17 protein-coding genes and 1 pseudogene are annotated in these 24,526 nt (G+C 46.2%); 8 read left to right on the top strand and 10 right to left on the bottom strand.

Translation table 11 applies throughout. The annotated features are described in order from the left end of the window. Positions 1–93 precede the first annotated feature (93 nt). The 3 genes from HQN90_RS10240 to HQN90_RS10230 all read right to left on the bottom strand — a co-directional run bounded on the left by HQN90_RS10240 (position 94) and on the right by HQN90_RS10230 (position 8,558). Positions 94–4,335 carry a PA14 domain-containing protein gene (locus HQN90_RS10240; protein ID WP_173217839.1) on the bottom strand — a complete coding sequence of 1,414 codons (4,242 nt, stop codon included), beginning with the start codon at positions 4,333–4,335 and terminating at the stop codon, positions 94–96. Between the two features lie 287 nt (positions 4,336–4,622). Beyond that, complete coding sequence (locus tag HQN90_RS10235) at positions 4,623–5,654, bottom strand: S-layer homology domain-containing protein (RefSeq protein ID WP_173217837.1); 1,032 nt, start codon at positions 5,652–5,654, stop codon at positions 4,623–4,625. Between the two features lie 105 nt (positions 5,655–5,759). Continuing rightward, the gene (locus HQN90_RS10230) at positions 5,760–8,558 is read right to left on the bottom strand and encodes a family 43 glycosylhydrolase (RefSeq protein ID WP_173217835.1); all 2,799 of its coding nucleotides are present in this window, start codon (positions 8,556–8,558) and stop codon (positions 5,760–5,762) included. Positions 8,559–8,985: 427 nt separating this feature from the next. On the opposite strand from HQN90_RS10230, the gene HQN90_RS10225 reads away from it, so the two are divergent. Beyond that, positions 8,986–10,017, top strand: a complete 1,032-nt coding sequence (locus HQN90_RS10225; RefSeq protein WP_173217833.1) for an SLAC1 family transporter — start codon at positions 8,986–8,988, stop codon at positions 10,015–10,017. A 112-nt stretch (positions 10,018–10,129) separates the two neighbouring features. Beyond that, positions 10,130–11,059: a LysR substrate-binding domain-containing protein gene (locus HQN90_RS10220; protein WP_173217831.1), complete on the top strand. Its 930-nt coding sequence runs from the start codon at positions 10,130–10,132 to the stop codon at positions 11,057–11,059. A gap of 139 nt (positions 11,060–11,198) precedes the next feature. Here HQN90_RS10220 and HQN90_RS10215 read toward each other — a convergent pair whose 3' ends face one another. Then, positions 11,199–11,714 carry a hypothetical protein gene (locus HQN90_RS10215; protein WP_173217829.1) on the bottom strand — a complete coding sequence of 172 codons (516 nt, stop codon included), beginning with the start codon at positions 11,712–11,714 and terminating at the stop codon, positions 11,199–11,201. A gap of 166 nt (positions 11,715–11,880) precedes the next feature. On the opposite strand from HQN90_RS10215, the gene lgt reads away from it, so the two are divergent. After that, a complete protein-coding gene (lgt, locus tag HQN90_RS10210; RefSeq protein WP_173217827.1) occupies positions 11,881–12,675 on the top strand; it encodes a prolipoprotein diacylglyceryl transferase in 795 nt (264 codons plus the stop codon). Here lgt and HQN90_RS10205 read toward each other — a convergent pair. Next, entirely contained in the window at positions 12,672–13,535 is an 864-nt protein-coding gene (locus tag HQN90_RS10205; RefSeq protein WP_173217825.1) for an AraC family transcriptional regulator, read from the bottom strand. The two genes, lgt and HQN90_RS10205, sit on opposite strands and share 4 nt — an antisense overlap. 127 nt (positions 13,536–13,662) lie before the next feature. Here HQN90_RS10205 and HQN90_RS10200 point away from each other — a divergent pair, with 127 nt between their 5' ends. Both HQN90_RS10200 and HQN90_RS10195 read left to right on the top strand, forming a co-directional pair. After that, positions 13,663–14,526 carry a phytanoyl-CoA dioxygenase family protein gene (locus tag HQN90_RS10200; protein ID WP_173217823.1) on the top strand — a complete coding sequence of 288 codons (864 nt, stop codon included), beginning with the start codon at positions 13,663–13,665 and terminating at the stop codon, positions 14,524–14,526. Positions 14,527–14,724: 198 nt separating this feature from the next. Next, on the top strand, positions 14,725–16,503 hold the full coding sequence (locus HQN90_RS10195; RefSeq protein WP_173217821.1) for a glycoside hydrolase family 36 protein: 1,779 nt from the start codon (positions 14,725–14,727) through the stop codon (positions 16,501–16,503). Positions 16,504–16,713: 210 nt separating this feature from the next. Here HQN90_RS10195 and HQN90_RS39910 read toward each other — a convergent pair. The 5 genes and pseudogenes from HQN90_RS39910 to HQN90_RS10175 form a co-directional block, all read right to left on the bottom strand. Next, positions 16,714–17,031 (bottom strand): annotated as a pseudogene (locus HQN90_RS39910) (IS66 family transposase); the annotation flags it as partial. After that, a complete protein-coding gene (locus HQN90_RS10190) occupies positions 16,941–17,489 on the bottom strand; it encodes an IS66 family transposase (RefSeq protein ID WP_173217819.1) in 549 nt (182 codons plus the stop codon). The gene HQN90_RS10190 and the pseudogene HQN90_RS39910, both read right to left, overlap by 91 nt. After that, positions 17,459–17,737 carry a DUF6444 domain-containing protein gene (locus HQN90_RS10185; RefSeq protein WP_173217817.1) on the bottom strand — a complete coding sequence of 93 codons (279 nt, stop codon included), beginning with the start codon at positions 17,735–17,737 and terminating at the stop codon, positions 17,459–17,461. The genes HQN90_RS10190 and HQN90_RS10185 overlap by 31 nt, the downstream gene beginning before the upstream one ends. Before the next feature lie 286 nt (positions 17,738–18,023). After that, positions 18,024–20,090, bottom strand: coding sequence for a S9 family peptidase (locus HQN90_RS10180; protein WP_173217815.1), 2,067 nt, complete (start codon positions 20,088–20,090; stop codon positions 18,024–18,026). Between the two features lie 11 nt (positions 20,091–20,101). Then, the gene (locus HQN90_RS10175) at positions 20,102–20,458 is read right to left on the bottom strand and encodes a cupin domain-containing protein (RefSeq protein WP_216855271.1); all 357 of its coding nucleotides are present in this window, start codon (positions 20,456–20,458) and stop codon (positions 20,102–20,104) included. A 343-nt stretch (positions 20,459–20,801) separates the two neighbouring features. Here HQN90_RS10175 and HQN90_RS10170 point away from each other — a divergent pair, with 343 nt between their 5' ends. From HQN90_RS10170 to HQN90_RS10160, 3 genes are read left to right on the top strand one after another with little or no spacing between them, the layout of a single operon-like run. Further along, positions 20,802–22,415, top strand: a complete 1,614-nt coding sequence (locus tag HQN90_RS10170; RefSeq protein ID WP_173217813.1) for a tetratricopeptide repeat protein — start codon at positions 20,802–20,804, stop codon at positions 22,413–22,415. Beyond that, complete coding sequence (locus HQN90_RS10165) at positions 22,366–23,142, top strand: tetratricopeptide repeat protein (RefSeq protein WP_173217811.1); 777 nt, start codon at positions 22,366–22,368, stop codon at positions 23,140–23,142. Before HQN90_RS10170 ends, HQN90_RS10165 begins: the two co-directional genes overlap by 50 nt. Then, the gene (locus HQN90_RS10160) at positions 23,142–24,413 is read left to right on the top strand and encodes an MFS transporter (protein ID WP_173217809.1); all 1,272 of its coding nucleotides are present in this window, start codon (positions 23,142–23,144) and stop codon (positions 24,411–24,413) included. The genes HQN90_RS10165 and HQN90_RS10160 overlap by 1 nt, the downstream gene beginning before the upstream one ends. Positions 24,414–24,526: the final 113 nt, after the last annotated feature.

Genomic DNA, 24,526 nt, shown 5'->3' with positions numbered 1-24,526 from the left:
TGACAAAAGTTTATTCCTCACGCTCAAGATCACACAAAAAGAAGCCCAGCCACGATACATTCTGTGGTTGGGCAAGCTTTTATCCAGGCATGTCTATTGTAAAATCTGCCGAGCTAATGTTGCCAAATCGATTAGGTCAACGCGACCATCATTGTTCAAATCGGCTTGTTTGTATTTCTCCCAATCTGCGTCTGCGGATGTTTTGCCATAAGCGGCTGCAACAATCGCCAAATCGCCGATTGAGAATTTGCCATCGCCATTGGTGTCTCCAGGCGCTGCGGTAACAACCGATTGATTAAACGTTTGCAGCGCTTGATTCAGTTCAGTAACCGCTTGCTCGACTTGCGCCTTCGTCGCATTCGCATTGTTCGCGACGATGCTTGCTTGGCCGATCGCTGCTTGCAGCGCTGCTTTGGAGCCAACTGGATACTGCCCAATCGATGATCCTTCGGTGGCAGCGTCATGCTTGCTTTGAGCCTGAGCGATGAGCGCATTCAGCGCAGCCTTATCCACATTTGCCACAATCCGAATGCTTTGTGCAGTTCCCTCTATCTCCGTTTCGTTGCCTACGCCATTAGCTAGAATCAGCTTGGATAGCGTAATCCGGCTTGTTGTATCCTCTCCAGCAGCCTTTGCTTTCCAGTGAAGCTTGATCAAATCGCCATTTACACTGGAGCCACTAACATTAACCGTGATCAGACGGATTGTGCCTGGCTCTACTTTCTTGTCGATGAGGATCACGCCTTCTTGTAAGCTGTCTGCCGAAACAAATTCAAGTTGATTCGCATCATACGCAACGGTCAACTCCTGAGCATAGACACTTTGTGTCACACTATCCAATCGTAGTGTAGAGTCGAAGGATTGCCCGCTCGCAATCGTTGCTGGTCCTGTTAAAGATGACGTCGGGTCATTACGGATAGGACCAACGGAGAAGTAGTCAAATTGTGCGGGGATCGATGTCCCATCCGTTGCCGAGAACGCATAGAATCCGACTTTCAGATTCGTTAGTTGGACAGTAACCGGATCTGCGGCTTGTGTCCAGCCCGCGCCGTCCCAATAATACGTCGTATACACATTGCCGACCTTGCGAATTTGCAAGTAGGACGTATCGAATCCGGGATGAACGGCCATATGGCCAGCTTTGGAGTAGGTGGCATTTTTCTCAAAAGCTGATTCCAACGATTTACCTGTCGCGCCATCTGTATCCCACACATGTCCGAGCTTCACATAGTTATCTTCATCCTGCCATACAAGCAGTCCCGCCTGCTGGAAGTTTTTCCTTACCTCAGCATTCACCTTCGTCGTGATAACGAAGTCGCCGCTTGGTGCATTTTGCAGAAACACATTCTTGATTGAATTCGAATTTCCAAAGCTGTCGCCCGCAAGTGTCTGGATCGTCAGTTTCCCGGGATTCGTGGCTAGACTCCAATTCGCGTTATTTGGCCGATAGATGTTCCAACTGCTGCTTAATGTCGGGCTGTCAAAGCCATCTACCGTTGATCCCTTCGGAAGCGGATCATGAACCGCAGCAAACACTTTCTCCTTGCCAGTCGTTAAGTTAAGGAGCGATTGCTGATATTCGCTGGCAGTGGCATGACTGTCTAAGAGCACTTGCTTAGCTGATTCGATCACACCCTTGTACTGATTCAGATCATCTTGTGAATATTGACCTGGCTTATCGCCCGCTATCAGCTTGCTATAGAACTGCTCGGCTTCCTGAATACTGCTGGACAAATCGCCCGCTGTTATCGTACCGATCAGCTCGCGATGTGCTTTGGCGATGCGATCAAAATCGAGCTTCTCCACCTTGCGGTCGTAAGAGAGCAAGCCGTTGATTTCATATTCAACATCGGTAATCTGTGTATAGATCGCCGCACTCAAACCGGAGTTTGTTTTGAGACTTTTTAATTGATTAATATAGTCAATATATTTGTCCGTAATTTCTTTTTTGCTTTTCATTTCTTGGTATGAGAATACGAGCGGACTCCATTCATGTCCCGGCGTATGCAGCCCCAGACCTCCGTATTCACCAAGAACAGCAGCGCGTGTATCTGTAGGTTTCGGTGAATTCGGAGCAGGGTAGGCATGCATGTCAACAAGGTCGCCTGTTCCCGAATCTGCCCAACCGCTGGCATTATTGATTAAGCGTGTTGAATCAAGACCTTTGACATAATTAACCGCATCCTTCGTTTGCTGTCCGCCCCAGTCGAATTCGCCCCAGCCTTCATTAAAGACTGTCCATTCGATGATGGATGGCACGCTTCGCAGTTGATCGACCATTTCTTTATATTCCTTCAGCCACTGTGTTTTGGCCGCTTGCGTAATATCCGCGCCATGATTGCCTTGTCGATCCTCCAAGCTTGGCATATCCTGCCAGACGAGGACGCCCAGCTTATCCGCCCAATAATACCAGCGGGCAGGTTCGACTTTAATGTGCTTGCGGATTGTATTCATACCAATTCGTTTGACCGTTTGAATATCAAATTTGAGTGCTTCTTCGGTTGGTGCCGTGTAAATGCCATCTGGATAGAAGCCTTGATCGAGCGGCCCCATCTGGAAAACGAACTTGCCGTTCAGCAGCGGTCGCGTAACGCCATCGACTTTCCCCAACTTGATCTCCCTCATGCCGAAATAGCTGTTCACTTGGTCAACGACTTGATTCCCATTTTTCAAGCGAACCTGCAAGTCGTACAAGAATGGATCATCCGGTGTCCAAAGTCTTGGATTTGCCACTGGAAGCTGCAGCTCAGTTCCAGCCGGTCCGCTAATTCTCCCTGCTTCCTGACCATCTTTCAGCGCCACGGCTTCAACCGTTAAGTTGCTGGCAGGCCCGGCGGGAACGGTTACTTTCAGCACTTGATTTTGAATATCAGGCGTCATATCCAGCTTCTCAATATGTACCGGAGCAACAGGCTCCATCCATACCGTTTGCCAAATACCGGATACGGACGTATACCAGATGCCTCCCAGCTTCTTCACGGTTTGCTTGCCAACAGCTTGATCTTCCCCCATATCGGTATTATCCAGCACATGAACGATCAGTTCATTATTGCCCGCTTGTAATTGATCGGTAATATCGAAGCTGAACGATGTATAACCGCCTTTGTGCGTGCCGACCTGCACACCGTTGACGTATACCGTTGCCAAATAATCAACAGCACCGAAATTCAACATAACTCGCTGACCGCTCCAATCACTCGGAACCGTAAACGATCGCTTATACCACATGAGATTCTCCACGTGTTTAATGCCCGAAAGCACCGATTCAGCGGCAAAAGGAACAACAATTTTCTCCTTTAGTGTTTTCCCGCTTGGCAGCGCCTCGCCTGCCTTGGCCGATTGGAATTCCCATTCCCCGTTCAAATTCTGCCATTTATTGCGGACGAGCTGAGGCCTAGGATATTCCGGAAGCACATGATCTTTGTCCACTTGGCTAGCCCATGGCGTCGTAATTTGAAAAGTAGAATCGTTTTGCAACATTTTTTCGAATGCTGGGATGACTGCACCGCCCTGAGCTTTCAATCCGCCTTGCCCGTCATAGCTTGCTTTAACAAGCCATACATCCTTCGAGTACACCGGATATTGGAAGGTAAGCACCATTGTGGTGTTATCCCCAGCTTTGAGCGCTGCCGATGCGATCGGCCAATCTGTGCCCATCACTTTGACATTCAAGTGACTCGCGAAGCCTTCCGGCAGCTGCGCTGCAGCTTGATCTAACTTCACTTCGGCTGTCGCGCCATCTTTAGAAACTTTTCCCCCGTAGGAGAACCCGCTTGGCGGGGTGAAAGCCTCAGTCGGTACCGGTGATTTAGGCACGGACGGACTCGACCAGCGCATGTGCAAGTTAGAGCCACCCGTATTCTCGAAATATTCAACCTTGATTGCATATTTCTGTCCGGCAATCAATGGGATTGCTGCTCCCACCTGCTCCTTATCCCAATCATTGACCCAGTGATCTATGACCAGCTTATTGTCGATCCAGAGTCGGAAGCCGTTATCTCCAATCATCGAGAACGTATAATTTTCTGAATACTGGGGTTCAATAAACCCGCTCCAACGGACGTTCACATTATCCTGCTGTCCAGTCAAAATGCCAAAAGCTGGTTCCAAATTACCAAAATCCAAATTCGGGTCAAGAACCGTTGACTTTAACGTACCGAAGTTAAACTGTGGAGAACCCGTATTGGTGTAGTACTCTCCCTTTAAGCCGTGAACGACCGGCTCGGCTGCCGCTTCCGCAGCTTGTGCTTGAATGGACAACATCGGAGCCGTCGAAATCGTGCCGAATGCGCAAGCTGCAACGAGCAGCTGGCTTAACGTCTTCTTTAACTTCATCTTTTTTCCAGCCTCCTGATCACATATTGATAAAATGGGAGAGCGCTTTCAAATATCTTTTTTATGAGCGGCATTAGCTCCTTTCATCCTAAACTTGGGATGTTTACAGATACATTATGTATCAATTTCAAAAGCAAGTATTTAGGTTTATCCGTTTTTTTTTACGTTTTTTCGCTATTTCACACCTGCAACAGGAAGCTCGTTACCCGCATTATCGAAATTTTGTTCAAAAAAAAGAAGCTGCACGATCGCAATTTCTGCTGATCAGGCCTCTTCTCTCTCCTTGCTTATTTCATATTCAACATGTTATAAATCAACATTGCCGCTTGGGCCCGGTTCGTTGTTTCTTTGGGATGAATGCCATCGCCATAGCCTTGTATCAAACCTGACTCTACCAACGCAGTAACACTGGCGAGCGCATAATCCGATATTTCCGAAGCATCATAATACGTGCTCTCCAAAGAAGTTCCTTTGCTTGCAGGCAGCTTATTCAGCGCTTTCAAAGTGCGAGCCGTAAGCGTCATCATGTCCTCTCGCGTCACCGATGATCTAGGATGGAAGTGATTAGTCGCATCTCCTTCCACAATGCCTAAGCTTCTGGCTGCGGACAGGGCTTCATCGTAGTAAACGCCTTGCTCCACATCGTCAAAGCGCTCCCCCTTTGAACCTTTAAGCTCCAGCGCTCTTGTTAAAAGCACCACAAAATCAGCACGCGTGACAGGCTGCTCCGGACTGAAAATGCGTTCACCCGTTCCATTTACAATTCCTTTGTCCGCCAAGAAGGCAATAGCCGCTTTCGCCCAGCCAAAATCACCGAGGTCATCGAATGGGAACAAATCGTTCACGTTCACAGCCATTTTGGCAGTTGACTCTTGGTCGGTGCTGGCTAAAACGGAGTCAACCCATTTGACATGGCCAATCGCCAGCTCAGTCGCGCCATCGTCAATAGCTTCAAATTTTAATTTATATAAAATCTGTTCACCATTGTCTCCTTTCGTTCGGCCAACATGTGTATGTGCGAGCTGAATATGATTGTCTTTCACAATCGGAGGAATGGAAAATCCGGGAATTTCCGTTATTGCTTCTTTCAATTTAAGCTGCTTTGGATTAAAGTCCAAATTGATTTCATACGCATAGACATCCTTCAGCTGATGCCCCTTAATGAGAACTTCAATGTTTTCTCCTTTAGATGGCTTATCGGTAAGAATCGTTAGCGAATACGAAGGCACGTCCTCTGCTGCCGCTAAAGCTCCCGTTACAATTGTCGCTGCAGCCAATGCCGTAATCAAGCTGCACGACAACATTTTTCTTACTTGCATATTAAAATACCCCTTCCCTTGCCTAAGAATGTAGTCATGTTCATGATCCATACAAGGGGCGATCCCACAAGTAGATAAGCTGCTTGGGGAAAGCCCTCGTTTGTCTTATTGAAATATCGCTCTAGCGATGATCGCTAAATCAGCAATATCAATGATGCCATCATGGTTGAAATCTATCTTCTGAACCAAATTCCAGTCTGGGCTCGCCCAATTTTCACCATAGTTGGCGGCTCCAATGGCGAGATCACCAATGGTCACTTTGCCATCTGCGTTCATATCTCCCGGCACATCAGAAGTGCCCGTGACTTTTACCTGATACGTGACAGGGGCTAGTAGTTTCTCCACACCCATGGAGTTGGCTATTTGTGCTCGCGAGAGCGTAATACTTGTCTGAGCTGTCTCTTTGTTAGCTTTCCAGTTCAATTTAAGCAATTCGCCATCCGTCGTAATAGAATGACTTGCACCTAAACTAACAAGCAGAATCCGAACTTTTCCCGGTACATCCTTCTTTACATCAACGACCATCAGTCCATCCTTCAAAGATTCGATTGATATCAAACTAAGCTTATCGGGATCATAGTCCAATATAAGATCCTGAGCGTAGATCGCATCGACCACACTGCTCGATACATGGGTTAATCCATATTTAACCGTGAACGCAGTTCCTAATGGAATTTGAGGCACGCCTGTGAGAGTCCCTGTTAACTCAGTTGAAACAATGGGATTCGGTACATCTGCTTTATACATCGTTACATAGTCCAAATTCACATTGCCAATACAATCATCATCAATGCGATAACTAATGACATTTTTACCAGCTTTTAAGGTTAAACGTTCAGAAGCAGTAAACCATTCATCCCAGCTGATTGCTGTTTTATCAGGCGCAATTGTTTTTGCCTGTACACCATTCACATAGACATTGATTTTTGCTCTGTCTGGCAATTGGGTTGTCGGATTGTTGGTGGATTCCCCGTTCACTTGTTCCCCATACGCATATCTCACACCTACAATGTAATCGCCGTCTTTTGCCGCATTAACGACAAAACTCGCTTCAGCACCTGATTTTTTGGGCAAGTTGATATAGCCTGTTCCTTGATAATTGGCGTGAGCCTTGTCTTTCGCAATATCCCCATAGAGAATCGCATCCTCTGCTTGATACATGTCCCCCTGCCCCAAATCGCCGGAAGGCAATGGCTGCCATACATTCGGAGCAACAGGTGTGCCAAAATTAGGCGTTCCATCTGCATTCCAAGCAAATTTCTTAATATTAACTTGCCGCCACCAGTTGCGGCCCGTATCTTGATAAACACGTGAATGATAAATCATCCAATCTTCCTTACCATCTGCCGATTTGACAAAGCCTGCTCTAGCAGGGCCGGATACATCACTGGTGGCAACGAAAACATCATTTTTGCGAGTCCAAGAATTCGGGTTCAGAAAATCCCCATCTATATTCATAAAATACGATAACCGATAACCATCTGACGCATAGTCACCTTCCGACATGGTGATAAACACTTTCCCGTCTTTTTGCAGGACACGGGGACCTTCCCCTCCGCCACCAGGCAAGAAAGAACGATCTGCCGTGATCGTATACGGGTTATCCATGGGAGCAATCGCTGGGCCAATCGGTTCACCTGAACCTAAAGTCCCCCAAACGGCATAAAGTTTGCCCTTATAGTCAAATACCGTAAAGTCATTTGCTTGTTTATATACACCATTTTCGCCTGCATACAAAGCCCCTTTATCCACATATCCCCCTTGCGGGTCATCTGTAACGGATTCCAAAACCGTAGCCATATGCTTATACCCATAAGCTTGCAGATCAGCACAGTAATAAATATACCATTTGCCATCAAAGAAAAAGATTTCCGGTGCAAAAATACGAGTTTGCGTACCCTGCGAATCAAATACCATGACCTTCTCGCCTTGATCCGTCAGGGTCCGCGATTTGGATACATACACTTTATTGTTCGAGTCCAAATTACTAGAAGAAACAAAATAATAAAATCCGTCTTTATACGTGACAAAAGGATCCTGTCCTTGATACAAAGGGTTGTTAAATTTGTCAAATACCGCTGAACTCGTGACGCCCATTTCTTTCATAAAATCGGAACGAGCAATGGAAACGTTTTTCATTTCAGCGATTAATAAATCCACCTTATCTCGATCACTAATTGGTTTGCTATCCACCGTGTCCAGCAATTGCTTGGCAGCTATCTTGGCTGCTTTCAAGTTGTTTAATGCGCTTTCATTAACCTTATTGGCAAAATTTTCTGTTAAATAATCGATCTTTTGAATTTCTGCTGTCAAATCCGCTTTTTTCGTTATTATCACGCGATCTGACGGTAGATACAGCGCTGATTCTGGCACGATTTCTTTGGACTGGCTTGCGCTTTCCCATTCCATACGCAGCCAAGTACCGCCCCAGCCTTGCAAATATTCAACCTTGATCTCATAGTGTTTCCCTGCTTCCAAAGACACTGGAACACTTGCCTGTGGTTTGTCCCAAACTTGCTGCCACAAATCAATGATCTTCTCGCCATTAATCCACAGCCTGAACCCATCATCCCCTACCATATGGAACGTATAATCTTCTGTATATTTCGGTACAATCGTACCTGTAAAACGCGCTGTATTATAATCAGATGTTCCTGAAAATTGATTGAAAATACTGGCAAAAGAATCGCCATTCAAATTTCCAACAGCTCGTTCTCCTTTCTTATTATCAAAATTAAATATCGTAATATCCTCTCGGTTGTTAGGGTTTGGCTCGCACTTAAAAAATTCACCCAGCAATCCATGACCATCCAGAGTCGGATCTGCCGCACGAACATTCAAACTTACGTTCAACGCGCTTGCAAAAAGGATGATTGCCAACAATACTCCTACGACTTTTTTCAACGTTGTTCCTCCTATTTCCCAATTTATTCGTGTGCTCAACAGGGAATCAGCAAATAAAGCTCAGCCCTATTGGAAGTGCTTTTAACTTACCATATTTCAAAAATTATAGATTTGTAATATCCAGATGTTTTTTACACTTTTCTAGTCTTTTTTGTTTTTCTTGCGATTTTGCTTAAGCAGGTTGGCTCCAATCATAAAATAACTCAACTCGGCTTTGCTGGGGTTTGAGGCTTTTTCCGGCTCGAGACTGCCTTTTTGGCTGGCTCAGCTCTCATTCCAGAACATTTTGCCTCCATTGCAAATGGGGATCGAATCATGCATGATATCTATCAATATCATTCAATCTGCGATATTGACCTATGATTAAGACTCTTTCATAATAGGGACTACCACAACAGTATGCTCAAAGAGGAGGCGCTCGATTAGGATGATGAATCAGAAAACTGCTCAATACCGCCTTTTCCCGGTAGCACCGGCCTCCTTCTTCGCCATGACGCTAGGCTTGGCGGAGACAGGGAATATGCTTCGCTTCGCACACGACACTTGGATGATTCCCCGCATTGTCGGAGAGATCTTCGAGTTTCTAGCGGTTTTATCGTTCCTATGGTTCGGGCTGCTCTTTATAAACAAATGGCTCCATCACCGAAACGCCGCCATAAACGAATTGCGCGATCCGATTCAGGCTTCATTTATCGCATTGGTACCCGAGTCACTTCTGCTGCTAGCTCTGGCAAGCTCTCCCTATTTAAGTGTGCTGTCTCACACCCTTTTCTGGATTGCTTCCATTTCCAATGTCCTATATGCTATGTATCGGTTCTCCAACATGTGGACAGTGATCCGCACTAGCGAGCAAATAACGCCATCCCTCTTCCTAACTTATACGGCTAGCGTGCTTGTAAATGCCCTTGTTGCCGGCCTTCTCGGTTATCAAACGTATGGCTGGATGCTTTTCGGCGTCGGAACGATGGCTTGGCTCTTTCTAGACTCCGTAGTTTTGCAGCAGCTCATGACTGGCGGTCTCGCCACCAAATCACGCAACTTCATGGGCATCTATATGGCTCCGGCAGCTATCGTCCTTGTTGCCTATCAGGTGCTAAGCGGTGACAATTCATCCCCGATGGTAACCTATAGTTTAGCTGGCTATGCCTTCTTCTTGACGTTGTCGTTAGGACTTTCTTATAGATGGCTGCGCGAGCAGGACTTTGCTCCTGGCTACTGGGCATATACATTCGGGCTCGCTACCTTAGCGCAAGGGTTTCTTCTGATGGCTCGTGAGCAGCATGCTCCTCTCTTTCAAGCCGTGACATGGGTGCTTGTGTCCATTTCACTGATGCTGACTTTAACCGTTGGAGTCCATTCAGTCCGTTTATTGCTAGAAAAAAGATACTATCCCCCAGCTCCACATCCAGCGCTTTCTCAAAGCTGCGGGAAAGCCTCTATGGAGAACGTTCAAAGATGAGCGACCATGTATAGAGGCAGGTTATATCTTCAAAAAGAACCCTTCCACCTCAGTGGCAGGGGTTCACTAGTTCTTATGTAGGAATGAATCTAAATACTCGGAGGGTGATACTGTGGAATTGCGTCAGTTAGAATATTTTGTGGCTATATGCGAGGAGATGCATTTCACGCGGGCTGCTGAACGACTGGGTGTTACCCAGCCTACTTTGAGCCACCAAATCAAAGCGTTGGAGGATGAAATAGGCACACCACTTTTTGACCGGATCGGCAAAAAAATTGCTTTAACAGCGGCTGGATCCGTTATGAAAGCTCATACGCTTGTCATCTTTCATACATTGTCCAGCGCCAAAGATCAAATTAACGAGATTCAAGGAGGGAGCCATGGAACCCTTGCGTTAGGTTCTTTGCCCGGTGAACTCAATTATCTGATCTCATCTCAGCTGGCAGCTTTCAATCAACAGTTCCCTAAAGTAAAAATTAAGATATCGGCAGCCGAAGATGTCATCGATAAAGTTCTAAAAAATGAATTGGACCTCGCCATCACCATCCATCCCGTGGATGACGATCGTCTCGAACAAAATCAGCTTTACACCGAACAATTTTATGTATTGGCAGCCAAAGAACATGACTTGGCGAAGCTCGATCAGATTGATTTTAAGGAAATCGGCCAACACTCTGTCATTATGTTCCCAACCAATCATCGCTGCCGTCAATTGATTGACGCAACGTGCAGCACGTCCGGGTTCCATCTCGAGCCATTCATCGAAACGAACACCATTGATTCTATTTTCAGTCTGGTACGATCAGGAGTTGGGGTAAGCATTCTCTCTAAATCGTTGTGCGATTTGAAAAATGACGACAATCTCAAAGCCATCCCCATCGTCAATCCCACGATAACTAGGAAAGTCATTCTTATTTATCTTCGCGGGAAATATATAAGCCGTGCTGCTCGAGCCTATATCGACCTTGTACAGCAATTCGTTGTCACACGTTCAGATTCAGCGCTAATTCACTCTCAAATTGCTGAAGAAACAAGTCGGTAAACCTTCGAGCACAATACAGAAATAGTCAACCGCCCCTCCTGCTCGCAAACCATCTCATTTGGTTGATAGCCGCGAAGCTCCCAATGGGCAAATGAGTGTCAAATAAGCTAATAAAGACCTCTTTCATCCAATCCTTCACTCATCGAATTGGAATTGACATCTCCAACTCGTCAAATGTAATCACATTGACATCGCCATAACTATAAACGAAAGTTATCTGCTTCTTCGGATCATACGGAGGGTAGACAGACTCGAATTCGTAATGCGTGGAATCAATGAATTTAACTTTACTTTTCCCCAGCCTCTCATTGCCCGTTTCATCTTCCATATACAAGTTCTGACTAAAAATGTCGGGACTATTCTCCATGCGATAAGTAACCGTAGTTGCCTCATTTGTGAAATCAATTTTCGTGATAACCAACCTAAAAAGTTCGGAACCGCCAGGTTCGATAATTATCAGATTTTCGTTTGTGGGCTTATGATCCAGCACGACTCTCCATTTATGCATCTCCGGAATCTTCGTCGAAGTACGAATATAGGGCAATATTCGAATCGAGTCCAGTAGATGATCCATGGGCTCATACAAGCTAGTTTGCCGAACTATTTCATTTGATCCATTCACATCTCCGTAACCACTTGCACTCAAATGCTTCATAATCATTCCTTTATCGTCAATCAGGTGAAAACTAACATTTTGATAAGATCCATATAAAGACTTCGCGAAATTATCGCGATGCCAACTATCAAATCACTTCCATAAAAACGAAAGTAAAAGTAAGATGAAGAAAGAAAAAAATAATGGTTTATAAGGAGAGGTTCATTTGCTTCAATTTTTAGGACATATTGGTTCGTTCCCTATTCGTTCTTATAGTATTCTGTTCGTCTTAGCTTGTATTCTCGGCATTGGCGTTACTATAACGCTGGCGAAACTTCAGAAGAAGCACGAGCTGGCTGAACATTTATTAAATCTAGCTGTGCCTATGTTTATCGGTGCTATTGTAGGGTCTCGTTTTTGGCAAGTTTTTCTGTTTGATTGGGGTTACTACTCCAAGAATCCAGGTGAAATCATTGCTATTTGGCACGGAGGGTTATCCATTCAAGGTGGAATTGTCGGCGCTGTGCTCGTTAGCATTTGGTATGTTAGGAAACATAAAATCTCTTTCTGGGAGCTTGCTGATCTATGTGCGCCAGGACTGATTCTGGGACAAAGCATTGGCCGCGATGCAAATTTGATGAATGGCGATGCCTTTGGTGACCCTACCGGAGGAAATTGGGGAATTCTATACCCAGATGGCACTAATGCCAGAGATACATTTGGAGACCAGCCGTTATACCCTGCCGAAGTCTGGGAAGGACAAATGGATGTTATTATTTTTGCAATTGTCATGATGCTTTTACAGAAAAAATTAAACAGAGGCTATTTATTTCTAATCACAAATGTTTTATACAATATCGGACGATTTCTGCTGGAAATGCTCAGAGGCGATACGCCCAAATATATGCTGGGCTGGACTACCGCACAATGGACCTCCGTCAGTATGATTGTGATTTGTATAGTGGCTGGCTTTTATCTGCACTATAAGCAGGCTTCGGTGAAGGATTCTAAAGTCATTTAACTTGACGAATTCTTCCTCTTGCGAAACTCAGTAGGCGATACACCATGAAATTGGGTAAATTGTTTGGTGAAATGATGAACGGAAGAATAGCCGAAATCTTCGGCTATAGCCGTAATGGATCGCTCGCTTTCCCAAAGTGCTGCCTCCACGTGCCGCATGATCGATTTGGTCCAATACGCCTTGGGAGACATGCCGGTTGCTTGTTTGAACAACTCGTGAAATTGGGTTTTTCGGAGTCCGCATGCGGTCATCCATTCGTCATAGCCTCGACTCGCATTGGCTTCTTTATCCATTCGTTCGATGATCGGTTGGATTCGGTAATCGGTAAGCTGAATTTTAGAAACGGTTTGGACCAAGGCTAAAAGGAATGCCTTAACTAGATTGCTGACGATTAAATCCGTATAAGGCTCTTTTTGCCCGAACTGCGCCACTGCTGATATGAAAAGCTGCCCTAGCCACGAATGATGCTGAATCGGAGTAACGACGGGCAGCGACGCAAGCTCCGCACATGGTAAAACAAGCGTCAATAACGCAGAATCGAAATCAGATTCATCCCAAACGAGATGCAAGCTGCTCATTGACTTCTCACTCCAGATGTCGCAATACACGTTGTATGTCGATAAGGGGTTGTCGGGATTGGCATAAAAGGAGTGTTTGACTTTAGGCGGGAAATAGATCAAGTCTCCCTTCTTGACTGGATATGTGTTCCCATCGATTGTGACTGTTCCTTTGCCTCCGGCAACGAAATGGAAGGCATAGCAATACCCGATCCTTCCTGACTCTGCTCTATTCCTTTCTACAGGAAACCGATAAAAGTGCGCCATTCGTACAAAAGCGTTAGCTGCGGATAGAAGAGTCATAGGGAACCTCGCATTCTAGATATTTTACCGGAAGAATTGATCAATTCATGAACTCACAAGCAAATACAATCCTCTAACGAAATGCTACTATTTATTTATATTATAGAACATTTGGAGGGTGAGTAACATGAGCGCAAAAATAAACAGCGGAAGTTTAACTAAAGAGCAAGCTCAGTTTTACGAAGAAGAGGGCTACCTCGTTATTCCCGATTTATTGTCTGACGAGGAATTGGCTCCTGCACGCGAAGCGATGACCCGCAAAGTGTCGATGATTGCCGATGAACTGTTTCAGGATGGGCTAATCCCTAACACGCTGGAAGATCGCCCTTTTCAATACCGTTTAGCCGAGCTTTTTCAAGACTTGTCAGCTGAGAATTTTCTGAAGTATGGCCGAAGCTGGCGTGACCGAATTCCCGGATATTTCACACTCATGAGTAATCCGAAAATTTTGGATGCTGTCGAATCCTTAATTGGGGGAGAATTATTTTCGAATCCGGTTTACAATGTGCGGCCCAAAGTGCCGAAAGTAGCAGCCGGCGCCGTACCGTGGCACCAAGACAAATCGTATTGGCCTGATGCGAATTCCAATCCCGTCATTACCGTCTGGATCCCTCTTGTTGATGCGAATGAAGTGAACGGTTGCCTTCATATTAAACCGAAAACACACCGCAAACGTGTACTCAAATGGCATAAGGAGACCCATACGGGAACTGGCTACACAGCACTCAAAGAAAGTCAGCTTGGCAAAACGGAAACGGTTGTACTGCCAGTGACTGCCGGAAGCGCCATTTTATTCAATGATCGCTGCCTTCACATGTCAACGCCTAACTTGTCCAATGAAGTTCGCTGGAGCGTAGATCTTCGTTATCAGCCCACCGATCAAGATCCTATGACCAGCCATGGCGCAGGGTTTCTGGCACGGAGCCGCAAGAACCCCGCAAAGGTTGCTACCTTGGAGGATTGGCTTGCGGGCAGAGCGGAGCACATATAAGCGTTCACTCTTTGGAGCGAACACTTCGTAAAACCTTATAACGAGCGATGCGGTGCATCGTTCGTTTTATTTTACCTTCATCATGACGCCGTCTAGTTGAAAACGTAAAAGAATCCATCCTTACCTTAAATTCTTCAATACCAAACCGTGCATTTTCTAAGTATGATAAATAAAGATATGTATTTGAAAGGAGCCCTAATGAAAACAGTAGCTACGAAGACGCATACGTTCACCTTATCAAGCGACTCTGATGTATTTTCCTCTACACTGCATGTAAAAACCCTCGAACCAGGGGTAGATCTCATTCATTTGAAATTAACTGCCCCGCAAGCAGAGCGTCCGCCGATCTTCTACCTTCGCTGGAACCATCCGGTCCACGACATTCACGCTTGCTGGAACCCTGTATCGGAACGCAGCAAAAGCTTTAAAGTGGATTATGGGCAAGGATTCCGCTCCAATGCAGCTACCTCTGCCCCTGTCGTCTCTTTATTCAATACAAATGGCGAAAATCGTTTGACCTTCGCATTCTCCGATGCATTGAACACGATTCGCTACCGGGCAGGGATCAGTGAGGAAGATGCGACATTCCACTGCTCCATTGAAATGTTCACGGAAGTAACGGCACCACTGGACACCTATGAAGGTACGCTCTTGGTAGATACAAGAAACTTACCCTATTACGAAAGCTTGAATAACGTACAAGTCTGGTGGAGCGGCATGCCGGAATACCTGCCTGCTCCTGTTCCGGAAGCTGCACGAAACCCGATGTATTCGACTTGGTACAGCATGCATCAGCAGATAACGGCTGCGGACATCGAAGCACAATGCGCAATCGCCAAAACGATGGGCATGGATGCCGTTATCGTAGACGATGGATGGCAGACAGGAGACAATAACCGCGGGTATGCGTATTGCGGAGATTGGGAAGTGTATACCGATAAAGTGCCGAATATGCGAGCGCATGTTGATGCCGTTCACCGTCTAGGCATGAAATTTGTACTTTGGTATTCCGTCCCGTTTGTCGGCAAGTTCAGCCAGGTTTGGCAGCGATTCCAAAACAAAATCCTTACGTTCAATGAAAGGCTTGGAGCCGGAGTCCTGGACCCGCGGTATCCCGATGTAAGGGACTATATCATTGAGAAATATGAAGACGCGGTAAAGGAATGGGATCTGGATGGGTTCAAGCTTGATTTCATTGACAGCTTCTATGTGCAAGAGGAATCCGCTGCCCTCACAAAGGATGGTCACGACTATACCTCCGTTCCGGCCGCCGTGGACAGACTGCTCACTGATACTATCAACAGATTGCGTGCCATTAAACCGGACATCATGATCGAATTCCGCCAATCCTATATTGGCCCGGCTATGAGGAAATACGGCAATATGTTCCGGGCTTCGGATTGTCCTTACGGGGCTATCAGCAATCGGGTGCGCACGCTCGACATACGGCTTATTTGCGGCGATACGGCCGCTCATGCTGATATGATTATGTGGCATGAGGGGGAACCTGTGGAAAGCGCTGCGCTGCAGATGCTCAACATTTTGTTTTCTGTCCCTCAAGTATCTGTTCTTTTGGATCGCCTTCCATCCGACCATTATCAAATGTTGCAGCACTGGCTTGGATTCTGGAGAGAACATCGGGATGTGCTGCTGGATGGAAAGCTTTATCCGCTCAATCCGGAGTTGTTATATCCTACAGTACGAGCTGAAGCCAATGACAAGACCATTATTGTGTCTTACCATGACGCAATGGTTACCCTTGACGAAGTCCTTCATGTATCACAAATTATCGTAGTAAACAGCAAGATGAAAGAAGGACTTTATTTAGAAACAAAAGACAGCTTAGGCAGTGTCCGTATTGAAATCTATGACTGCTGCGGCAGTACGGTGGACACCAGAACGGAAACTTTGCGATCCGGTATCCATCCGTTGAATATTCCTGCAGCCGGTTATGCTGTAATTAAGAAAGTGGAGTAGTAGATGCAATCCAGATCGAGCCATCGATCCTGAAGTAAAAAAGCTGAAATTACCAACGTAAGCTAATTGCAGTGATGTAAGAATAGGATGATTTTGTTTGATCAACGTGGAGATAAAACTTCGGATGGTCGCAAAGAAGCCCGGGGTTATTTCCGAACGAAAACAGCCAGATATTTTCCGCTTAACGGCAATCATACGTAGATCACGTTCGGATTGGTTATTATCAAAGGGAATATCAGCATCTCGAAGATACCCCAAGATACGTGTCTTGTGGTCACGGAATCGTGTCCAAAGATTTGCAGCCTTGCTCTTACGTGGTTTTCCCCTGCGCCCTGATTTGAGGAGGGGCTCCTTTTCGAGCTCGACTTTTCCCATCTCTAGAATCATCTCATACCGTCGTTCGTAGTTGCCGATGGCCGTTTCGGTAAGTGGCCTACCTAATTTTCTGGCCTTGCGGGTGACGGACCAGCTTGTATGCAGCAGTGTGAGCATCGCGCTGGCCCATCGATATCCGTCATATTCCTCAATCCCTTTGCACTCCCGAGATAAATGGGCATTACATAAGGCATGTTTGAAGGTAAAGTCTTTATCCTATTTAAATACGGCCCATAAAAGTCGTGGACCACAATACCGGTATAGGAAGGCAGCACGTTTAGCGACTTCATCCCCGCGGTTCCACGGCTAGAATGGACACCAAGCAAGGTCCAGTTTTGTGTACTGTTCACATGAACCCAGTGTCCCTCTTTGTCTACATGCACGCCCGTTTCATCGGCATGAATTACGGGACTGGCAAGGAGATTTTGACGAATGATCTCTTCGTAAGGAAGTAAGCTTTCAGCCATTTTACGGATACTTGAAAGAAGTGTTGCCTGACTAGGCCGACACCCCGTCAACACATGAAGAAGATCGGTTGTGCGAGCGAGCGGGAGCATTTGGTGCGAATGCAAATAAGCGGCTACAGCAGTGAACCGCTGACCGTGATGCAAGAAAGGGTATTCCCTTTATGGCCGACAGGTCCGCCCTTTTTTCCGCCGGACTTCCGGTGATTCTTAGGTTCACGTTTCAGGTCACTAGACGGCGGCCAGCTACTGTTTTGCGAGTTTTGGCCAAGTTGCCGCTTAAGCTCCTTATTTTCGTTTTCGAGGTGCTCAACCTTGGCAACCAGAGACAGAATGAGTGACTTAATGGATGCCAAGTCACTGAGCATAATCCGATCAATTTCTTCTATATTCATTATGCCTCTCACCTCGTTCACTCTAAGTATTGGTACTATCTATTAAACCAAATTTTAGAATTTGAATCAGGTGCTGAGTAGTAACCGAAAATGCAGGCTTTTGGGTTCATATCGCGTGGAATACAGTGAAAGCCTGCGATTGTGCAGGCTTTTTCACACTTTTCCCCCTAGCGTCGATGAAAACTCTCAAAAGGATGCATAATCGCAGGCTTTTCTCGATTTTGCTTATTTCCAAGACGAAAAAGATGCATGATCGCAGGAATTACTCCCTTTTACAGCCCCCCGTCTACTCAACAATGATCGCCTCGTCCACATCACCAGACGTATACCCCTTCCAATCCTGTTCATTCCCGCGCAAATGTTTGTCAAACCAGGCCAAGAGCATTCGCCTAACCTGCAATTTCACCTTTGGGCGACTTCTGATGCCATGATCTTCCCCATGAAAAAGAAGGAGCGAAACCTCTTTACCCATTGAGGTAAGTGCTGTGAACATTTGCTCAGACTCTGCCACAGGTACTATGCCATCAAGTTCACCATGCATGAGCAGCAACGGAGAATTCACTTTATCCGCAAGAAAGAGTGGCGATGAACGGATGAAACGTTGCGGATCACTCCAGGGTCTTGTTCTGTCACGAAGGGAACTAAGCCCATACTGATACCCGTATACGCCAGCACCCCAATAGGATGACAGATTGCTGATCCCTGCCATGGAACAGGCAGTTTGAAACAGCTTGGAATCGGTCAGGCACCGCATGGCGAGGAAACCTCCATAACTTCCCCCGTAAACGGCAACCTGGGTCGGGTGCAGAGCCTTATACCGCTGCCGTACACACGCTACCGTATCCAATACCTCAGGAATCGCCAAAGTCCCCCAATCATCTACATGCAGATCGGACAGCTCCCGTCCATAGCCAGCGGTACCCGTCGTGTTGATGACCAATACCGCATAGCCTTTGCCAGCAAGAAGTTGGTGAGTATCTTCGTAGGCCATGCAGAGTTGGGCCGCCCCTCCGTACAAGTATACAATTAACGGGACGGTCCCTGGCATTGCCTCCGCCATCCCATCAGGCTCATAGAGCCATGCTCCGGGAGCAGGTATTTCGTCCATCACCTGGGGAGTAGCCCATACAATCTCTAAGGATCCCGAGCCCGCTAGGAGATCAGGATGGAGTACCACAACCGGCCGATGGATACTAAAAACAGCAGGAACGAAAGGCATGCCGTTTTCCGAATGCACACAAATAACTTTTCCTTCTGAAGTCATACTGTGGCAGCGGGAAGCCCCATGCCCCAAAACTTCTATATCTAGTTTGAATAATTCATCTCTATGTACTCGCGCTAATATGGTCTGATGCCCCTTTGTTGCAAGGTACGCAAGAGAATCCTCATTCATCCAATACACTTCTTGTTTCGCTGCGCTCATGCCCACCGGAGTCCCCGCACTGATCTCCTCTTGCGAGCCGTATTCACCAAGAACCCCATCCTCCAGATCAAGCACATACAACCGCGTGTCATAAGCGTTGAGTTGAAAACCAGCCGGGTTCATCGCTTCATGATGAAATGAGCGAATGAGTAAAGGCGAAACTTCCGTTTCCAACGATCTTGAAGCGATATAGGCCAGATAACGCCCCGACGGGGATGGAACCGGAGTACTCATGAAACTGTGAGGCAGCGGTATAGGTTCTCCTTCGACCTTGGTTTCCAAATGAATACGTCTTAACCGCAATTGTGGAAGAGTACCGATCATGTTGACTTGATCGACAAAGTAAAGGGTATTCCCATGAGGCGAAAGAAAGCTATGATGATATTCATAACCGGGACCAGCAAACCGTACAAGGTCGGGTGAATCGTTCTCGGTAAAACTGGCAGGCACATGCATAACAATTCTCTTCTTGCGCCACCATTCCCATCGCTCCGGAATCTTAGTGATATGCCAATAATCGCTATACGGGGGTGATTCTGCCGCAGCAGCCGCATCGCACACCAGATAGAAGCCCTTCCCCACCTCATCCCACAGAAGCGATGAGGCATTCTGGAACAGCTGAGGGATCCATCTTGTCGTTCCGTCAGCAACAGAATAGATAACTACGCGATCCCCTTCTTCCGTTCTCTGAAGGATAGCGAGTTCATTGCCACTCGGGGAAAACTGGAGATCTCTTGCCCCTGCCGCGGGACTGGCCTTCCAAATCAGGTTTATGGCCTCTTTTTCAACGAAAGAGCACATATGAAGTGTATGTTCAAATTCATCCTTTTCCAAGTTCCACATCGACGAAAGGAAAGCTGAATATCTTCCGTCGGCGGTGACAGCTGTTTCTTTGTAATCGGCAATTTCCTCCAGGTCACTAAACGCCATCCTTCGTCTTCTCATTCTTTCGATTTCTCAACAAACACCGTATTCGCATCCGTATGCTCAAAGCATAAATTCACTGTTCGCACCGCAGAACGCGTTCGATGCAGAACGCCTGCGGGGATGGTTACATACTCATTGGGAGCCAACACAATGGATTTCTTGTCATCCAGCTCAATGATCAGCTCTCCTTCCAGAACGAGGAACAGCTCATCAGAATCGGGATGGAAATGCCATGGATAAGTCCCGGTAAACACGGCCAGCCTTAGACAACTTTCATTGACTGTTCCAATAACGAAATTCTCATAGTCTGATAATACATTTTGGTGTAAGGATGTCAGGTTTCCCTTATGAATCGACTCATTGACATGCATAGCAAGACCTCCCAAGTGATTTTAATGTTACATTTAATGACAACCATAAAAATAATACCTTGTAAAATAGTTCCAAATATTGTAATCTAACTTTAGTAGATAAATGGATAAAAAAGGGAAATACTATATTTTCCATTATATCTGTCTACGAATAAATTGGGAAGTGAGGTGAATGAAAATGATTAAAAAAACTTCCAAGAAGTCTACTACAATCCGCACGACAACTCCTTACATCGCGAACTAATACTTACGACGAGAAGAGACCTAAAGGCTAATCTTTAGGTCTTTTCTTTCCATCAACACTAATTGAATTTACTCATTTCTATTCAATTTGGAGGAATAAATGATGATCAACCACTTATCGCGAACGCGTGAGACTTTATATTCTACGATGGATTCTGCGTGGGAATTAGTAGAGGAGCAAGATAAAACCTTTCTATGTATTTATGGAGAATCAGGGGTCGGAAAGAAAGATACTTTAAAGCAATGGATGGAAGAGAAGTTCACACAAGATACGCTCATCCACTCTGACGGCAGGTGCTCCTCCCATGGATATTTTGCTGGTTTGGATGCTTTTATTCCTACCATTTTGAAAGACATGCACGAGACCCGTCCCGAGTTCATTCACAAGCATGAACAGTCCCTAAAGCGCCTCTTCCCTTACCTGCCTGCCAACTATTTTGCATTAGATAAGGATTTGACCAATTTAGCCTCTCCAGACGAACGTACCCGCTTCTACCATCATGAATATCAGGAGAAGCTGCTGCATGGCGTTTATGAATGCTTGCTGGACGCTGTATCTATAACGGACCGTAAGTTCAAGATTGTCATTAATCATGCAAATGAGTTGTCCCAAACTGTCAAGACATTTTTGCGCATCTTTCACCGTCGTAATCAGCTGTCAAAGTCCGTGCGGATTGTACTGCTTTGCGATCAACCGCTCGACCCTGATACGGAAGATGCATCGGTAATTCTTTCCTTTCACCGTATGACCCGCGATGAGTTCAGATCTTGGATAGGCCGCTTGCCTCAAGGAATCGCCATGTCGTCCAAGCAAATGGATCTTCTTTATGAAGCGTCCGGTGGGAACATAGCCAAGCTTCATGCCCTTCTGGACGGAATGGCGACCGGCTTGGAAGTGAATCCATACTTGCCATTTCATACCTATCTTGATTTTTGTCTGCAACTGAAAGGCGAGAAATCGCGCTATTCTCTGCTAAAAGCATTTATTGAAGCAAATTGTGCTTCCGATGACCCTATAACTTTGCGTAATTATGCGACCTATCATCCCGAAACAAGGGCACGACTGCATCGGGAGCAAATCGAGAAACTTCGCGACGAAAGCTGTTGGGGTAATTTGCTTCACCCGATCCATGCCTTGTCATTGCTTACGCAAGCGGAACAATTGGAAGCTTTGGCTCCCCTCTCCATCCAGTTGCAAGAAATTGGCCTCTACGATACCTGGTTTGATATGTTTTCTCCCTACTATACGTCCAGTCACCTTCGCGTACTTCCGGATGGGGAGCAGCCCCATAATTCGGTGTTTATACGAATGTCGTTCATTTTGTACTCACTCGGATTGTCGCGTTTATCCATCCCCTATTTGGAACTGTTTTATCATCAATTCCCAGAGAGCCACGCGGTCCCAATGATCCTGTACTCGCAGAGTATGACTTACGGACGTTATCAAATTCCGGTCGATCTACCGAAAGCCGAATATTATGCCCTTTTGAACTTAGAGAAGATTGATCAACTGTTCCTTAACCATCCTAAATATGATTACATTATGGTTTTTGCTGAGAATGCGCTTGCTTATATCCGTGCCCGCCAAGGCCGGTTTGAAGAAGCCATTGAGCTATGTACAAAAGGCTTGGAGCGCATGGATGAGATCTACGGAAATGAGAAATATGCACTTCACCAATCCAATCTTGGTTTACAACACAGGACAAGTCTATGAATTGGTGGGTGATTTTGATAAAGCCTATGAAACTTATAAACATGCCATTGCTCTGGATCCTAATTACGGAGAATACTATAATGATATGGCCAATCTGCTTAAAAAAGCCGGAAAATTCGAGGAAGCCGAGGCCTATTACGTGAAAGCCATCGAGCTATGCCCGCCCTATTATGAAGCGCACATCAATCGCGCGGATCTATATGAGAAGTTGGGGAGGATCGCGGAAGCCGAGGCCGACTATCAACGCGCTCTCGTCCTAAAGCCTGATGCCGCCATCGCTTCTTTGGGTCTCGGCGTCATGTACTACCATGAGGGGCGCTATGACGAATCCCTGGAAATGCTCAATCACACCCTTTATCACCAGCCTAAGGAAGCACAAGCCTATAATAACCGTGCGCTTGTTTACCAGGAGCTCGAACGCCTGCAAGAAGCAGCCCAAGATTTAGATCATGCGATTCTCTTAAATCCGAAGTTAAGTGAAGCCTATAACAACAGAGCCATTTTGTATTTCAACGATGAGAGGTACGAAGAATGCCGGAAGGATCTGGAATGTTCGCTTGAACTCCAGAAGGATCCTGATATTTATATGAATCTGAGTATGCTTTATCGGAAGCAGGGTCAGTTGAAAGAGGCGCTCGAACAGCTCCGCACGGCTAGAGAAAATTTCGGCTTTTCAGAAGCCCTGAATCATTTACTTTTAGAAATAGAAGATGAGCTCGTTTCCTAATGACGACCAAGGCATCGGCACCATCCTCCAGCACGCTGGAAGTGCTCAGATCTTTATGGCCTCTTTATTTGGCCTATGCGTTAAGTCAACTGGGGAACTGGATGTTCCGCGCAGGCGCGGTATATGAGATCTTCGACAAGCAAGGCGGGGCCGGATCATTGTTGGGCTGGACCATCATGTGCGTGTATGTGCCCATTATGATTGGGGGGAAATGGCTCGCTCCCTTGTCGGACCGATTCCGAAGTGTCCCCCTCCTGATTGTATTGGATATAATTTGCTCACTATTATTAATTCCGTTACTGATATGGGCGGATATGGGCGATAGCTCCCAAGTCATTATAGCCCTTGGCGTTATCATAGGATTAAGCTTCTTGAACCCCTTGTTTACGGCGGCCCAATCGAGTATGTTTCGCCGATTAAAGACGCAGCAAGTGGTACCGGCGATGTCGCTTCTTTCTAACATAACTTGGGCAACCCACATTGTTGGAACCATGTTCGGTTCGCTGCTGTTAATCTTGCTCTCATTTCGAATCATCGTTCTGATTGATATCTTTAGCTTTGTCCTATCCTTTGGGATATTGGCCCTTTGGTTGCGGCCTCAAGTTCCATCAATTGCGGGAGACACTCTTAAGGAACCCGAAAGCTCTCCTCCTTCCTTAAGCACGGTAAAGGTGAAGTGGATTCTGCTCGTCTCTGTGTTCTTCCTCAATCTAGGTGCCGGAGTCATTAACCTATTCCCGGCGGCTGCAGCCCGGAGCATATACCATATGGATCAGGCTGGACTCAGCCTGTTTTACCTAGTCAATGGCATCAGCGCTTTCGCGGGAACCATGCTCATCGGCCGATTGCGCAAGAAAATCGCGGATTTCCAGCTTCTTGCCGCCTCCAGCCTGCTGATTGCAGTTTCGTTGTTTGCCATGAGCTGGTTTCCCTCCTTGTCATTCTCTATTGTCGCCAGCTCTTCCATGCTCTTGTTCGGCCAGATTTTTGGCGTGGTAGCTCATTCGTTCCTGCTTACTTCCCATCGCCCGGAACAGGCAGGTCGAACATCCGGGTTGTTTATGTCCTGTACCTTCCTTGGGGTGGCCGTGAACGCAGCTTTGTTTGCCCTCTTCTTCAAAACTGTCCAAACCGCACCTTTTTCTCTATTTATGCAGGCTTGCGGAGGGTTCAGTCTGATTTCATTTATTATCATTACCGTTCACGAACTCAAGAAACGGCAGAGTCGGCCGTCTAAATACGACGCCGAAACCCAAAATATTTCTAAATAGAGCAGCCCCGGTACCTCCTTGAAGAAAGTAGGTATTGCGGGCTGTTTTGTCTGTTGTCTAGCTGATGGATATGCCGGTTTTCTGTCCAAACATCGAGAAACCTGTTAAATAGT

Origin of the sequence: Paenibacillus alba, from assembly GCF_013204855.1 — a bacterium.
GTDB lineage: Bacteria > Bacillota > Bacilli > Paenibacillales > NBRC-103111 > Paenibacillus_E > Paenibacillus_E alba.
The sequence above is the reverse complement of the archived record's forward strand: the minus strand, read 5'-3'. Positions and strand labels throughout refer to the sequence as shown.

Excerpts from the sequence above, each read along its gene's own strand:
- HQN90_RS10185 (WP_173217817.1), bottom strand. The coding sequence starts at position 17,737 with ATGAATATAGAAGAAATTGATCGGATTATGCTCAGTGACTTGGCATCC.
- HQN90_RS10240 (WP_173217839.1), bottom strand. The coding sequence starts at position 4,335 with ATGAAGTTAAAGAAGACGTTAAGCCAGCTGCTCGTTGCAGCTTGCGCA.
- HQN90_RS10165 (WP_173217811.1), top strand. The coding sequence starts at position 22,366 with ATGCACTTCACCAATCCAATCTTGGTTTACAACACAGGACAAGTCTAT.
- HQN90_RS10215 (WP_173217829.1), bottom strand. The coding sequence starts at position 11,714 with ATGAAGCATTTGAGTGCAAGTGGTTACGGAGATGTGAATGGATCAAAT.
- HQN90_RS10195 (WP_173217821.1), top strand. The coding sequence starts at position 14,725 with ATGAAAACAGTAGCTACGAAGACGCATACGTTCACCTTATCAAGCGAC.
- HQN90_RS10175 (WP_216855271.1), bottom strand. The coding sequence starts at position 20,458 with ATGCATGTCAATGAGTCGATTCATAAGGGAAACCTGACATCCTTACAC.
- HQN90_RS10170 (WP_173217813.1), top strand. The coding sequence starts at position 20,802 with ATGATGATCAACCACTTATCGCGAACGCGTGAGACTTTATATTCTACG.
- HQN90_RS10235 (WP_173217837.1), bottom strand. The coding sequence starts at position 5,654 with ATGCAAGTAAGAAAAATGTTGTCGTGCAGCTTGATTACGGCATTGGCT.
- HQN90_RS10180 (WP_173217815.1), bottom strand. The coding sequence starts at position 20,090 with ATGGCGTTTAGTGACCTGGAGGAAATTGCCGATTACAAAGAAACAGCT.
- HQN90_RS10160 (WP_173217809.1), top strand. The coding sequence starts at position 23,142 with ATGACGACCAAGGCATCGGCACCATCCTCCAGCACGCTGGAAGTGCTC.
- HQN90_RS10200 (WP_173217823.1), top strand. The coding sequence starts at position 13,663 with ATGAGCGCAAAAATAAACAGCGGAAGTTTAACTAAAGAGCAAGCTCAG.
- HQN90_RS10205 (WP_173217825.1), bottom strand. The coding sequence starts at position 13,535 with ATGACTCTTCTATCCGCAGCTAACGCTTTTGTACGAATGGCGCACTTT.
- HQN90_RS10225 (WP_173217833.1), top strand. The coding sequence starts at position 8,986 with ATGATGAATCAGAAAACTGCTCAATACCGCCTTTTCCCGGTAGCACCG.